Source organism: Brevibacillus fortis, assembly GCF_003013395.1.
GTDB classification, from domain to species: Bacteria; Bacillota; Bacilli; order Brevibacillales; family Brevibacillaceae; genus Brevibacillus; species Brevibacillus fortis.
Map to the genome: position 1 here is coordinate 22,859 of NZ_PXZM01000007.1, position 14,672 is coordinate 37,530.

7 protein-coding genes are annotated in these 14,672 nt (G+C 39.9%); 4 read left to right on the forward strand and 3 right to left on the reverse strand.

Annotated elements, in window-relative coordinates:
* Positions 1–114: 114 nt before the first annotated feature.
* The gene (locus C7R93_RS06170; RefSeq protein ID WP_106837981.1) at positions 115–2,487 is read left to right on the forward strand and encodes a DUF2726 domain-containing protein; all 2,373 of its coding nucleotides are present in this window, start codon (positions 115–117) and stop codon (positions 2,485–2,487) included.
* 526 nt (positions 2,488–3,013) lie between these two features.
* Here C7R93_RS06170 and C7R93_RS06175 read toward each other — a convergent pair.
* Positions 3,014–4,144 carry a hypothetical protein gene (locus C7R93_RS06175; RefSeq protein WP_106837982.1) on the reverse strand — a complete coding sequence of 377 codons (1,131 nt, stop codon included), beginning with the start codon at positions 4,142–4,144 and terminating at the stop codon, positions 3,014–3,016.
* Positions 4,145–4,888: 744 nt separating this feature from the next.
* Here C7R93_RS06175 and C7R93_RS06180 point away from each other — a divergent pair.
* Genes C7R93_RS06180 through C7R93_RS06190 form a run of 3 tightly spaced genes read left to right on the forward strand, consistent with a single transcriptional unit; the run spans position 4,889 to position 12,673 of the window.
* The gene (locus tag C7R93_RS06180; protein WP_106837983.1) at positions 4,889–6,802 is read left to right on the forward strand and encodes a hypothetical protein; all 1,914 of its coding nucleotides are present in this window, start codon (positions 4,889–4,891) and stop codon (positions 6,800–6,802) included.
* 21 nt (positions 6,803–6,823) lie between these two features.
* Positions 6,824–12,274 (forward strand): RHS repeat domain-containing protein, encoded by a 5,451-nt coding sequence (locus C7R93_RS06185; protein WP_106837984.1) that lies wholly within the window; start codon positions 6,824–6,826, stop codon positions 12,272–12,274.
* Positions 12,275–12,295: 21 nt separating this feature from the next.
* Positions 12,296–12,673: an epimerase gene (locus C7R93_RS06190; protein ID WP_106837985.1), complete on the forward strand. Its 378-nt coding sequence runs from the start codon at positions 12,296–12,298 to the stop codon at positions 12,671–12,673.
* 583 nt (positions 12,674–13,256) lie between these two features.
* Here the strand turns inward: C7R93_RS06190 and C7R93_RS06195 are convergent.
* Positions 13,257–13,478 (reverse strand): helix-turn-helix domain-containing protein, encoded by a 222-nt coding sequence (locus C7R93_RS06195; protein WP_106837986.1) that lies wholly within the window; start codon positions 13,476–13,478, stop codon positions 13,257–13,259.
* A 676-nt stretch (positions 13,479–14,154) separates the two neighbouring features.
* Positions 14,155–14,670: an HAD family hydrolase gene (locus C7R93_RS06200; RefSeq protein ID WP_106837987.1), complete on the reverse strand. Its 516-nt coding sequence runs from the start codon at positions 14,668–14,670 to the stop codon at positions 14,155–14,157.
* Positions 14,671–14,672 lie beyond the last annotated feature (2 nt).

Here is a 14,672-nt window from a genome sequence, read left to right on the forward strand (position 1 = left end):
CCTGAACTTTACGTTTTACAACAGGGGAAAATTGGATTGTATTTATGGGGAAATGGAACATAAGGTTTAGCAGAATAAATTGCATTGAGATGGAAAAATTAAGGGGGATTTTAAGTGCAATTGGACCAAAGAGAGACTTTAAATGATCTTTTGGGTCTATTATTTCCTAATAAAACTGAAGGAAGTATGGAAGAATCCCGAAAGGTATTTCACCAATTTTACTCGCCAGAGAACATCACACCGATTTTGGATTATGTTATAGAAGAATTTGAAAAGTTGGTTTTACTACCAGTAGAAAATAAGGGCTTACATATAATTTACCTTATTATTGCTACCAAAGAGATATATATACGAATAGGTGAGTATGAGAAAGCAACGACCGTATTCAAAAATAGAGTATCAAAATTTTTTGATAGATTGGTTCTAGATGGAGAAAGAATTGAAGATCGGCTTGTATTATTACTTATTTATAATGAGCTTCTAGCAACATATTACTCACAGCAACCGATTGAGCAACAGTTATATGAGGTATTAAAATTAACAGATCCTTCATCTTTGGAAGGACTTGTTGTATATAACGGTCTATATCATTTGTTTGAGGTGGGGGAAAAGGAATGTAGCCTCTCATTAGGTGATGACTGTTTATTTGTAAATGCTTACCTGGATTTTTTAGAATTATTACATAAAAATAACGAAGTGGATCTATTAGCTAACCATCTAATAGCTACTGTTAAGACTCACTATGAAATAACACGCTATTTTGGGAATGGTTCACTTGAATCGAGTCTCAAAACATATGAGAGTATTAACAGTCTTTCAATTGATATTATTTTTCTACAGCCTTTTATACAATACTTTCAGTATATTAACAAGCTGGAATACGATAATAATATCGAAGGAGACCTCAGACTAAATAAAACCAAATCCAAGGAGCTAGTAAATAATTTTTTCAGTTTAATGAAAAAAACCTTTGATTATAAATCGAAAAAGGTATTATCTGAGTTTGAACAGAAACTTCATAGTGATGTAATTATTGGCTTTGATGATCTTTACTCAATTGCAGATACTCAAACCATGAAAAATATCTTACAGAATTATGCTCTTAAAGTCCTAGATATGTCAGATACTACGTTAAAGAGGCATTTAATTGATTTTGTTGTAGGACGATTTGAGCTTTTGTATGAAGATAAACAGTACCGAATTATCTCTAGGATGTATCAAATTAGCGTAATTCCGATGGACAATTACTTCTTTGAAACAGCTTATTCACTATCGAATTCTGGTTATAAGAAAGAAGCAAAAGAAATTTATGAAAAAGCAATAGCTGATGGTAATGAATCTGGAGCAATCTATAACAATTTAGGTGTATATTACAGAGAAGTGGAAAAAAATCTAGAGAAAGCTTTGGATCTTTACAAAAAAGCACTTAAGCTTAATCCAGAAGATAAGACTGTAATTAATAATTTAAAATCTACCGAAAAAGCAATTTTAGATGAAGCGGAAAAACCAAAAAGAATAACTGAGAACTATTTTAAAAAGACAAAGAATTGGCACAAACAAATTTTATTCTCAATTTACCGACTTGGAGAACAAGAGGTAGGCATAGAAGTTTTATCTGATTTAACAAGACAAAGCTCCACCACCTTGAAGAAAAATCTCGATTATCTTGTTAGTTTAGACCTTATTACTATTGATAAGAACGGAATCAAAATGGCCCCAACGATAGAAAAATTAGTTGGAGATTATATTAATCCAAAGTTAGAGCGTGAGATCCTCAAAATAGATAAAACGAGATTTTTTAGACCAATTTTCTATCATGAGTCTGAAATTTCACTATATCGTGCTTTAATTGAATTGTTCCCTCAGCATTTTATTTTTCCAAACATGAGTCTCAAGACCATTTTTGACATAGAGAAATTAAGAGATGTATTAGACGGAGAGCATCTGACTTACCTTTTTATGGCTCATGTAGACTTTGTTATTATCAACACAACTACCTATTTACCAGTTTTAGCTTTTGAAAAGGATAGCGACTATAATGACACTAAGGTAGCAACAGAAAATATGAAAAAGAAGAACTTCATTTTTTCTACAGGTGGTATTCCATTAATTCGACTTCGTTTTAATAGTGCTATGGATTTAGAAAAATTAAAGTCGGAGGTTCGCATAGCTACTAGAGAATTACTATCTCAGATCCAAGGAGAATCACATTATTATGAGGTCGACTTATTCAATGAACTAGATGTGAAAAAATTTGGTATATCACTAACTTCGTTAGAAATTGAGGAAGTTAAAGTTGAGTGGGAAAAGATTGTGGGAAATATGGTTGCGAGACAGTCAAAGATAATGGAGATAGATGGCGATATACTACAGATTCAGATATCTACTGAGCTAGTTTCTGTTATTGAATTAGGAAGGGAGAATATAAAAGAGAAAATTTCTCTTAAATTCCCTGGATTAAGGGATATTAACTATTTATGGTATTGATTGGGTATATGAATGAGAAAAAGAAAATATTGTATTCGGATTTCCTTCATCAAATTATAGGAGTAAATCAAAATAAGGTGTTAACCCCCAAAAATGTATTATGATTTAATTTCAAAAAGAGGGTAACGATAGCTGAGGAAAAATTGTAGACTGAAAAAAAGTACTAGACTGAGAAAGAGTTATTTGAGTGGTCAGAATAGTTTAATCATTTCGCCGCCAATGTTATACTTTCTCTGATTCCGTAAACTCAGAGAATCAATTCCCAAAACTGTCTGCATCAGAACGAAACAAGCAGCCGAAATATCGGCTGCTTTTCGTTCACCATTCCGTTCGTGAAACGGCGTTATTTAAGTGTTGGTGTCTACTGAAATTACTTGTTACTCCTAATTCTATTACTCGGGGTAAATGTGGTCCACGTCCCTCAGAAGATAACGTTTATTACACAGACTAACAATTTTGCTTAATCCACCGTTTTGGAGGAATGGGCAAAAAAACCAGATCGTTATGTTGCTGGATGGTTAACTTTCTAAGTATTCTTTTCATAAACGGTGAACTCACCACGACTGTTTAGCATACAATTGCTAATGTCACTTTGGCTACCTGCGATGCACAGCTCAGCCTGAAGTGGAGGGCTACTATAGTAAGGCCCACCGTCGAAAGGACAATCGAAGGTATGTTCGGGTACGGCACAACTCTGACCGGGAGGTGGTAAGCGGCGAGGCGGATGGTCTAGCTCAGACTGTAATCCTTCTCCAGCACAATGCATCATCTCATGAATTAAAGTCTGAGCAATTTCTATGTCGCCTTTCGGGAACAAAACGCTGAAATTTACGTTAATACGCGACCTTTCCGGCACAGGCACACTAGCGTTCTCATTGGGATCTGTACTAACGCCATGGTCAATAGCTTTTGTATAAGCGTTAAGCAATTTCTGCTTATGGTCTCCAAGTGTATCGCAAATTATGGCTCGCGATACTGCAAATATATGTCGTTCGATTAACTTGAACCTCTGGCTACTATTTATCTCTGGTTGAAAAGAAAAACGTCCGATAATGCCCAGTCCGAGTTTGAATTCATAGTCTAATGCTGCTACATTTTGTGTAAAAAGGATGATCTCTAGTCGGCGTCCAGTTCCTATGTTGTCAGCATGGAAGGTAGTAAATCCGGTAAGATAATTTTTTCCACTCGGGTCTTTCAGGTCTTGTGCGAATTTGGCCACCCGACGTGCAACTTCTGGAATGTCGTTCTCGTCGGTAATACCGAGATCAGCCACACGCTCGTAGTGAATTTTAGCTAAGGTGCTGTCGTCTGGTAGAAGGATGATCTCTAGTCGGCGTCCAGTTCCTATGTTGTCAGCATGGAAGGTAGTAAATCCGGTAAGATAATTTTTTCCACTCGGGTCTTTCAGGTTTTGTGCGAGTTTCGCCACCCGACGTGCAACTTCTGGAATGTCGTTCTCATCGGTAATACCGAGATCAGCCACACGCTCGTAATGAATTTTAGCTGATGTTGAAGGAAAGAGAATCACTTCTAATCGGCGCTGATTTGAGACAGCGTCAGCATGAAAAGTGCAAAATCCAGTCAGAAAATTTCTAGCCTGAGCATAGACAGCGACGCGTCGTTGTACATCAGGAATATTGCTCTCATCAAATGACAAATTATCCACTCTTTCACTGTTTTATGTTATCAGTTATGTTAGTAGTTCATAGTTTTCACAAATGTCCTCCTTTCTATACGTTAAAAGGACTCGCCGACGGGGATTAGCGAGCAGTCTAAAGCTTTATTTTCAAATTTTGGACTGCATAGTGCGGGCTCCTGTAGGTGATGTCATCTAAAGCCGCTTTGTAAATCGCATTGAGGTAGTTGGCGATGAGTTTCGGATGGCAATAAACAGTGCGGGCCAGGTAACCGGTGTTTCGGCAGAAAAAAACGCTGACAAAGATCCAAATGCAAGCGAATACTTCAAATAACTTTATAGTATTCATCTTTGTAATGCATGCCTTGCAGGTTAAGTTGGCATTATTATAACGAATATAGGGGCTGTCAAAAAGTCCATTTTCGAGTAAATTGCACTGAAATTAATAACCCAAGAATGCTGATTTTACGGCATTCTTGGGTTTTGCTTTTTTTAGTTATCGGGAGGAAATACCACGTAACGGACAGCCCCTTTTTGCTTTTTATTATTGAAGAATTCGTCAAAGTTTGTTGGGAAAACAGCCCAAGAGCACCATATTTTTTGACAATCATTTTTAGCTCAATGTTGATATACTTTCTTCTGGGTTTTTGATAGATAAACGATACATATGAGGTGATGTCCTCAGGGATATACAATTTGTTGCAAATGCACTGTCAAGTAACTTGAATCGTTCAATTATTTCATCATGAAAGTAGTGGCATAATAATGGTAAATCGTTTGATGAGTTTTACGTTTGTAGGTATGCTGATTTTGCTCACATGTTTTCCTATGGCAGAAGCAAAAACGTCACAAAATCCTATAGCGGAAGTATCCCAAATGGATAGAGAATTACTGGGACTTCAGCAAACCTTATCTTTCTTCCAAGTCGTTGCTGAAAAAAAGGGAGATAAGAAGTTGGCGAAAAAGATCGAGAAGCAAATATCTTCGTTCTCGCAAAAGAACACGAAGCTCCACGCTGCACCAAAAGATTCGAATAGGCTAAAACATCAAGAAAAAATTAATAAGCATTTTGAAAAACAAAAAAGCAAGATTCAGGAGTTACAAAAACAAATGGAGCAACAAGTAAATGCATACTGGGAACAACTTATGCCTGAGCTTTCTCCCCTAAAAACACCACCAATAAAGCAGGTGAACACAACGACATTACGCACTGCAGCTGTTCCTGCAGCTTCAGCTTCAGTTGCTTCCGTCGTAGACCCCTTTGAACCAAATGAAGACAAGACTACGAGTTATTCCATTTCAAGTGGAAATTTATACTCCTCCAAGCTCTCATTCGCAAAGGATCTTGATATGTATCGTTTCGATTCGGGTACTCTTGCCGGTGATTTAACGGTCACACTAGGTGTCCCTGAGGACAAGAACTATGACATCCTTGTTGTTCAAGAACCTAACAAAGCTGTAGGTTCCGGTACGAGTAGCGAACCTGGTCTGAAAGAAACCGTCACTTTCTCCGTTCAACCAAATACCACTTACTACATTTCCGTGTTCAGCTTTGATAGACACTACAGTGAAACAGCTTCTTACAGCTTGTCTCTCAGTAAAGTAAAGACAGAACTTGGTCTTGCACGGCCTATAGATATTAGTCTACCTGTCGGTGTAGTACCAGCCTATCGTTTTACTGCGCCTGTAACAGGAACTTACCGTTTTAACACGAGTCCATACGGGGGATTCGGGGCACCATTTGACACGATGCTACTTATGTTTCGAGAGGAGCAAATGAAGGGGCTCGTTGATTTTAATGATGAAGCCACTGACGGTTCTCTGTTTTCCGAAATCAAGGTGAGTATGACTGCTGGTGCTACACATTTTGTTTACGTTTATCCTTACAACCAGTCTCAGCCTGTACATGCGAGATTGAATGTGGCTTTAGACACAAGTGCTGCGGTGGTGTTACCTACGATTCAGGAAGCAACAGCAAATGATGGCAGCATTTCTTCAAAGCAAATTGTGAACCTGACAAATGGTATGTTTTCCCCAGATGTTGCCTCTGCTGTGACGGTCACCAATTTGCCCACAGGAATACAACCAATTGTGACGCGTAACAGTGATACTCAACTTTCGGTAGGATTCATTGGTAATGCAATTGCTCATGAAAAGAAACATAGTGTACAAGATGTTTACATTACGATTCCAAAAGAGCAGATTTCAGGAACGGACTCTGATGTAGTGACAAATGCTTTTGCCATCTCTTTCACCGATACAGAGTCCTTGTTGGAAACCACAGCAACGGAAATTCAATTACAATCGGGTAATAAAAAAATCTTAAAATTCACTCCTTCTGTATCTGGCAGTTTTGAGATTTTTACGAATACCAGTAATACAGAGCTCGCTATTTATGAAGATTATGGACAATCCCGTCAGCTTGTTTCTAGTGATGATGGAGACACATCCTCTTTTTCTAAAGTAACCATAACCTTACAAGAAGGTCAGGATTATTATGTTGTCCTTTCGCCCATAAATAACACTTCTGTTCAAACAACACTCACAGCCCGTTACCTCGGAGTGGAGTATGTTTACAACGCTAAAGGGCAATTGGTCCAAATAAAGCAAAACGACAAAATCCTGAGCGAATTCATTTATGATGGCAACGGAAATCTCATCAAGAAAACGGTTTACTAAAGGAAGAGGAGAATTGGCTTCATGCGAATCAAACAATGGTTAAGAAAAAATATCAATATAGTTTTGGCAATATCCTTGTTATCACCGGGTATAGCATATGCAACAGCAAATGAGCAACCAGAGGGTACGGAATCATCAGTTGCATCCAAGCAAGACGGAACAACAAAAAAATGGCTTTCTACGTATCTAACTGAAAAAGAAATGAATGAAGAAAGAGGACCTGAAGATAAACCCCAATACACGAAGGATAAAGTCCATTCAGAGAATTGGGATTCTCTGAACGCAAACGATGTATGGGAGGCATACCAAATCTCTACTAGAGAGATGCTTCAAATCGCTGCGTATTTTTACCCACAGTTCGATAAATTCTTGTCTCATAATGAGCAAGTTGAGAAATATCAATGGACTGATGAAATTGTAGTTAAAAAGATCAGCGACATACCAAAAATGAAGGTTGAGAAAATAGCAGCATTATTGCCTGCGATTCAAATCTTTTATGAGCGGAGCAATACCGTAAATCAGAATCAACCAATTCCACAACAAAGAAGTGCCCTGACTAGCTCAGGGGTTGCTGCGAGTATTCCAGATGCGATGTACGACACGGAAGGTTTGACCTATAAGTATCAGCGAACGAATACGGATAATCCGGTGGATGAGCTGTATCGTGCGGCGAATGTGAAAGAAGTTGACCTTCAATTGGAAGGTAAGCATGGGATGGATTTGACCCTTGAGCGCACGTATTCCTCCCTGGATGCAATGACTCGGAGTATATACTATTCATCAGCAGGAACCAATAAAACCACTTTCTTGAAATCGGGCATTGATTCCATGCCAAGCGGTTGGAGCTTCAATTTTCCTCGCTTTCAGGTAGTCAGTAAATCAAATACGTCATGTTCGTATTTCGCAGATTTTTCCAGATATAGTTGTGGAGAAAGAGGTGACGGAAATAGGTACTTGTTTACCCTAGAGGATGGAACGGTACTGGAGTCCAAATCTGTTCAAGGGGATTGGGTGAATACACCTTATAAAGGTGCAACTATGTCAGGCTATCGTAGCTCGACAGGAGAGTTTAAAGACAAACATGTCGTTACGCTTGTCATTGATGGAAACAATTATGAATTTGGCGAAGAGGTTGGCGATTCATACATTACGTATCTCGTCAAAAAAACAAATCGTTATGGAGATGTGGTTAGGTACCGTATCCCGGAAGATATGAAAAAGCCAATCGAAATCACGGACAGCGTCGGACGCTATATCGAGATAGAACGATCGGCTTTGCAAACGCATCTCAAGGTCTATCAAGACAGCAGCGAGAAAACCTTGTTAAAGCATTTGCAATATGAATGGGGAATCAACACGAACAAGGACAGGGTGTTGGAACATAGTACTTCTGGCACTGAGAGCAAAGTAATCGCCGAATACATCTATCACGATGCCAATTTGTATGGAAAAACTGAGTTTAACCTCAAACCGAATTATACATTCCCAGCACCTAATGGTCTTATTAACTTCGATGACGGGGGAATAGAGTCCACATCATATACGACTACGGACAAAAATGTGAAGGCAACGGTAAATTATAAGCTGCTCAAACAGGTTAACTACCCGGTAGAAGGCTTGTCTATGACTTATACGTACAGCTTGTACCAACCTGATGCCCCTGGAATGTTGGATCGAGGTGTCGTACGTGTTTATCATGATAAAGAAATGTTGACTTACACGAGTTATCAACCTGTCACAGCCGTAAATTTCCGTTTTGCAAAGACACCTCATCCAGATCAGCCAACCACAGAGTGGTACTCGTACACCAAGTATTATCCAGAGGCAAATAAAGAAATCTGGAAGTCACCTAAATCGGAAGCCGTCAGACTTGCTACTCAGCCAATAAACCGAGACGGTTCTCGTGTGGTAACAGGTACTGTCCAAGAAGGTCTACCGAATGAGGAAAAAACATTTGTCGTCAATAAAGATCGTAACTTTTTATTGCAATCGGTGAAGCAATATATTGGTTCAGGTTCGGATACGGACACGATTCGAGGAGAGCTTAAGCTAACTGAAGACGATAAAACTTATTCTTATTACCCAGTCAGCTACACAAGTTATCTTTACAATGATCGCGAAACAAAGCCAACACACGTATATTCTTTCCCTGGTCGTCCAGCTTCGATAACGGCTGACCAGGATGTCTATACGTACTTGTTGGCACCAGATACCAAAAAATTATCTAAAGTTAAGGTGCGTATCCCTCGGTATGCGCAAACAACAGAATATGACTACAATGACTTCGGTGATGTCATCAAGGAAATAGACACAAAGGGAAATGTAACCCATACAGAATATTACTTCCCGTGGGCAAGTTCGTCATGGCGGATGCCAAGTAACGTGAAGAAAACAGCTGCTGGTAATCCGAATCATTATCATCAAGAAAGTTACACCTACGGAAGCAACCTCTTGTTGGCGACAGAAAAGATCATCGATTCCTATCCTGACGGAACTTCGACCAAGGTCGAACAGGTAGATCGGACCTACACATATGATACCAACAAGCTGCTCAAGACAGTTACAGAAACAAGCACGGGAACAGATGCCAAAACAGTTACGCAAAACATTACATCATACGATGCCATGGGGTTATATCCTACAGAAATCAATTTGCAAGTAGAGACGGCACCTGGTCAAATGCGTACCATATCCCATGTGTTCGGGTACGATACATTGGGACGCCCGACATCTCGTACCTATCCAGATAACACGGTAGTCCAGTTTGAGTATGATGTCATTGGCAGAAAAACAAAGGAACTGGTTACTAGCAAGGAGCAGACAAGAGCTACCACTTATACCTACGATGATTCGTCACGTAAAGTGACCATGAAACTACGAGATGGTACGCAAATGTTTTCCCATTTCACACCATACGGAGAGGTCGAATACAAAGGGCAAATCGGAACCAATGGAGAAGTACGCCCGCTCTTGTATAACACGTATACATTAAATGGCAACCATCTCTTGTCGAGTGCACCTTATGCAGATAATAATCGCGCCACAACATTTGCTTACAATGAAGATGGTTCCGTATGGAAAAAGCAAGATCCAATTGGCACAACTGTTTACTTGTATGCAAACACCAAGAACGATGGAACGAACAATGTAGCAGCCAACACACAAGTGACGATCCAGCCGAACGGTTTACAAACAACGCAATACCACGATCGGCAAGGACATTTGGAAAGAGAAGTAAAACGTACTGGGGATGGCACGCAAAGCCTGACCACTTATTTAGCGCGTAACGATTTTGATCAGGTCATCCGCAAATCTGTTAAAGACCATACTGGTATGAGTAGGGCCTGGGATTATCGCTTCACCAACAATGGTGACCTCGTGTACCTGCTAGATCCTGAGCAGAACAAGTACCAATATGAGTACGATACGCTCGGAAATCTAGTGACGGTAACGGAAAACCAAGTGCTGACTACCAAGAACCATTACAATGCCCTTTCTTGGAAAATCAGTGAGCAGGATGTCCCATCAGGTGCAACCGAATCGTATACTTACAATTCAAACGGGACAACAAAAGGATTTAAAGATAAAGCTGGAAATAGTCATACCTATCTATATACACCGTTTAACGAAGTAACCAAACAATTTACTGAAAATGCAGCAGGTGCATTTACAAACTTAGAGACAAAAGAGTACGTTCCGAATACCTCTTTGATCCAAAAAGAAACGAATAGTAATGGAGCTGACGCTAACTCGTCTGCTAGCAACTACCGCGAAGTCTCCTACACTTATGATCCTTTCCAGCGGCTGAAGAGCCAGACTGTTTTTGGTCGAGTCTATCAACTCGGGTATACAGATTGGGACGACCTAATGGACACCTTCACGTACCCAGACACTACAAAAGTGACGTATAGCTACGACTCATCTGACCGTTTACAGGAAGTAAGTAGTCCACTTACTGGGAAGATCAAGTACGATTATCAGATGAAGACTAGTGGAGAGAGTTATCAGGTCGAGTATCCTAATGGTCGAATGAATGTGCGCAACTTAGATTCATTTGGACAAGTTGAGAATGTGACACATCTTAACAAGCAAGACCCTGTCTGGAGCGAATCTAACAAGTATTCTTTTGGGAATGTCGTGTCCATCAAGCGAAACGGAACTTCTTACCAATATGATTACGACCAAATTGATCGCTTGACCAAGGAGGTAGTACCAAGCTCAACGAATCAGTACTCTTATAATGGTCGAGGAAATCGTTCAGCTTTCCAAGGGAAACTACCTACAGATATTGGAACAACAAACTATACGTACGATGAGCGAAACCGACTACGGAGTACTTCAAACGAAAAGACAGGAACAACAACATCGTATACGTATTTTGGAGACGGCTTGCGTGCAACAAAAGTAGATAATGGCGACGAGACAAAATACGTGTACCTGAATGGGAAAGTCATTGAGGAGCTGGATGCAGCGGGTAACGCAAAAGCTCAGAATGTCTGGGGGAACGAGCTGTTATTTAGAAAAGACCTGTTAACTAACAAAAATGGGTATTATGGTTATAACAGCCACGGAGATGTTGTCTTGATCTCAGATGAAAACGGACAGGATCTGAATACCTATGAGTATGACACTTGGGGAAATGTCACCTCACAGACAGAGGGAATGTCCAATCCGTTTAAGTATAGTGGAGAGATCTATGATGAGAAGACGGGGTTCTATTATCTTAGAGCGCGGTATTATGATCCGACGGTAGGCCGGTTTATATCGGAGGATACGTATAAAGGGCAAGTTGATAATCCGCTTAGTTTGAATAGGTATACGTATGTGGAGAATAATCCATTGAGATATATTGACCCGACAGGTCATTGGAAAGAGGGGGATGATATACTCCCATCCAATATTAGAGACCAGATTAGGGTATATACAAGAATGTGGGAAAAAGGGGATAAAGGTACAAAGCTAGTTGCCGAAATGTCTTCTGATAATCTTAGAGATCAATACATGTATAGTGTTGCTTCTGAGATTGATAAAGTGGTCTACAACATTAAGTTAATGACATCTTTAGATAGTCTAATGACAAATGTTGGACAAGCACTCAAAAATCAGATTAGAAGAGACCTAAGGAATGAAATGGGTAAGTATAAGGATGTAGGTGGACATCACATCCATGCCAAAGCAGGATTTAAAGGACATGCGACGTATAGTGAAAAAGAAGGCTTCTCTATTAGTCAGAAATTTATGAGAGAAATGGGATGGGATCACCAGTTAATGACTAATGAGCAAAGACGACTTTTTAAAGAGTTAGCTAAAAGTGGGAGACCTAATACCTTAAGGGAACATACGAGAATTGCTGTTGAAGCATTGGTGGCTGGTGGGGCTACTCGTGCCGAGTCAAGATCTTTGGTTACCAAGTCATTATTAGATCTTCGAAAACAGCTTGTTAAAGACCCAACGAGAATACCGTGGAACTAATAAAATGTAGGAGGCGTCTGAATGAGTAAGAAAGCACTAGATTTTTTTGGAGAAGCATTGATGAGTAAAGTCCGAGATGAAGCAATAATTCATTGGGACTATGTAACCAACGGGAAAATGAAAGGGGAGCATTCTGAACAAATATACAATCAGCTATCAGAATTCACTCCTGAACAACGAGAGTTGGTTCAAAGAATGATTCCAAAGGTTGTCAATACAACATTACATTATCTGCTTTGGATGCTAGAACAGGAAGAGGCTATTGACGTTGCAGTAAAACTTGAATCAGAAGAAGTTGAGAGTATTCGAGAGATTAGTGATGGCTTAACTGGTGAATTATATACTGAAGATGGATGGTTTGAGCGTTTTAGTAAACAGCGTTACGAAGAATTGAAGTAGGAATAGTTTGTTATGAACCCCAAACGAGTACTCAACAACTCGTCGGGGGTTTCTTTTCGTTTTGGGACTTCACCCGCTCGCAAGGGCTAAACTCACCACGCACCACCATTAATATCAAGACCCTGATAGAGCGAAGCTAGGCTTTTCTGATGAAACAGGGGGGCGATGGTGATGATTTACAGATGTATCGGCTGATCAGAGTGCAACCCGAATATCTGGGTGAGACGATAAGGTGAAAATTTACCCCCATTAAAACGCCCGTAACCATTTTAAACGAGGAGTAGCGTGTAGACGGTTTAAAACTCCAAGCGCTCATGTGATGGAACCAGTCCCCCGAAATAAAACCGCCGAACGATACGACCTATATTCCTGAATATTACAAGTCGGTCGGACTAGGAGAGGTCTACCGAGCGGAAACGGAAGAATAGTCCCTAGACGCTAACAGCCCCTAAACACCCGTATTTGGGCGAAGGGGCTGTTTCATTTATCATTTTTTGATGGTTGAACGAGAAGAGGGAAATTTACCCCGTTTAAAGCGCCCGTAACCATTTCTAACAAAAAAATCACCCTATCCGAAGGTGATTTACTCTTTAACGTCTATTAAGTCGATAATTTCCCGAATATCCCCGATTTCAAAGGCATCCGCTATCCGCTCTATATGCTGGAGGTTAATGTTTTGGCGCTTCTGATTCGCTAGTTCGCTTAAAGCGGCATGACGAATATCCGTTAGTCGAGATAATTCCCGTAACGAGATTCCCTTGCTCTCTATAAGATCACGTATCCTTATCTTTACTTTCTTCGCCATAATCCGCTCCTGATCGAGAAGAACGGGGAAAAATATCTTGCTGTCCAGAAATGATGGAGGAAATCCGCTGAAGAACCGTGGTTAGAAGGGAAAGGGTTTCACCTGACTCCACAGGAAGCCGAAAGCTTACGAGAATCGCTAGAGAAAGCGGTATTATCGCTGGTAGAATCGGAGTAATCGAGGAGGAAACGTAGTTGTCGAATAACGCTACTGAAATCGTTCGAAAGAAACCTGTAAGGAAAAAGCTCGTAATCTGAGGAGCCGTAATTCTTTTCGCTCTTAGGGGTACCGCCAACCAAATGCGAAAATTGTACGGTAAGACATTACAAGTCATGTAATTGGCTATGGTGCCGCCAGCAAAACGCGAATTTACTTGGTTGGGAACACATCAATCTGACAGGCGACTATACTTGGCAACAAAACAATCAGGTGGAACGTGGCAAGTTTAGACCCTTACGCTCTATTAATAATTCTTTAAGGGGTAACGCCAGTAAACCTGATTTGCTGGCGTTACCCCTTAAAGTACGATTTTTTCCGTTTCGTGAGGTGACCCCTATTTAGTCTTTTATTTTTTCCCTTATAAGAATAAAGCCTCACCAAAATCGGTGAGGTTTTTTTATCAGAAATTAAGAATTATTGATCAAAAATGTCCATTTAAAAAGGAGACTATATGATTTTAGAAAAATTTTGAAGCTATGAAGTTTCTTAATTCAGCTACATTCTCACATAATAAATCTGGTTTTGATGCAATAAGAGATTGCTTATCAATGGTCCCCCAAAGAGCACCAATTGAGAAAACTCCAGCTTTTCTTGCCGCTTCTGTATCAGTACTGGAATCCCCGATAGCGATTATATCTGTTGTGTCCTTATTAAGGCGAGCAACTCCCATTTGTATAGGTTTAGGATGGGGTTTTTTTAGAGGTGCATAATCATGAAAGCATACTAAATGATCTATTTTCCATTGCCAATGCTCCACAACACGTTTGCAATAATGAATTGTGCCGGCAGTGACAATACTGATCCGTATGTTATTCTGATTGCATTCTTCGATAAGTTCATTAATGCCAGGATACGGAGTAAGAGTTGGTATCATACCGTAGACCTTATTCAAATCGCGGTTCTTCCCCATTCGATATGGCTCTGCAGCGCGTGAGTCTATCAGAGTTTGATCTAAATCAAATATAATTGCCATAT

Coding starts and splice junctions, on each gene's coding strand:
- C7R93_RS06180 (WP_106837983.1), top strand. CDS start 4,889: ATGGTAAATCGTTTGATGAGTTTTACGTTTGTAGGTATGCTGATTTTG.
- C7R93_RS06185 (WP_106837984.1), top strand. CDS start 6,824: ATGCGAATCAAACAATGGTTAAGAAAAAATATCAATATAGTTTTGGCA.
- C7R93_RS06190 (WP_106837985.1), top strand. CDS start 12,296: ATGAGTAAGAAAGCACTAGATTTTTTTGGAGAAGCATTGATGAGTAAA.
- C7R93_RS06195 (WP_106837986.1), bottom strand. CDS start 13,478: ATGGCGAAGAAAGTAAAGATAAGGATACGTGATCTTATAGAGAGCAAG.
- C7R93_RS06200 (WP_106837987.1), bottom strand. CDS start 14,670: ATGGCAATTATATTTGATTTAGATCAAACTCTGATAGACTCACGCGCT.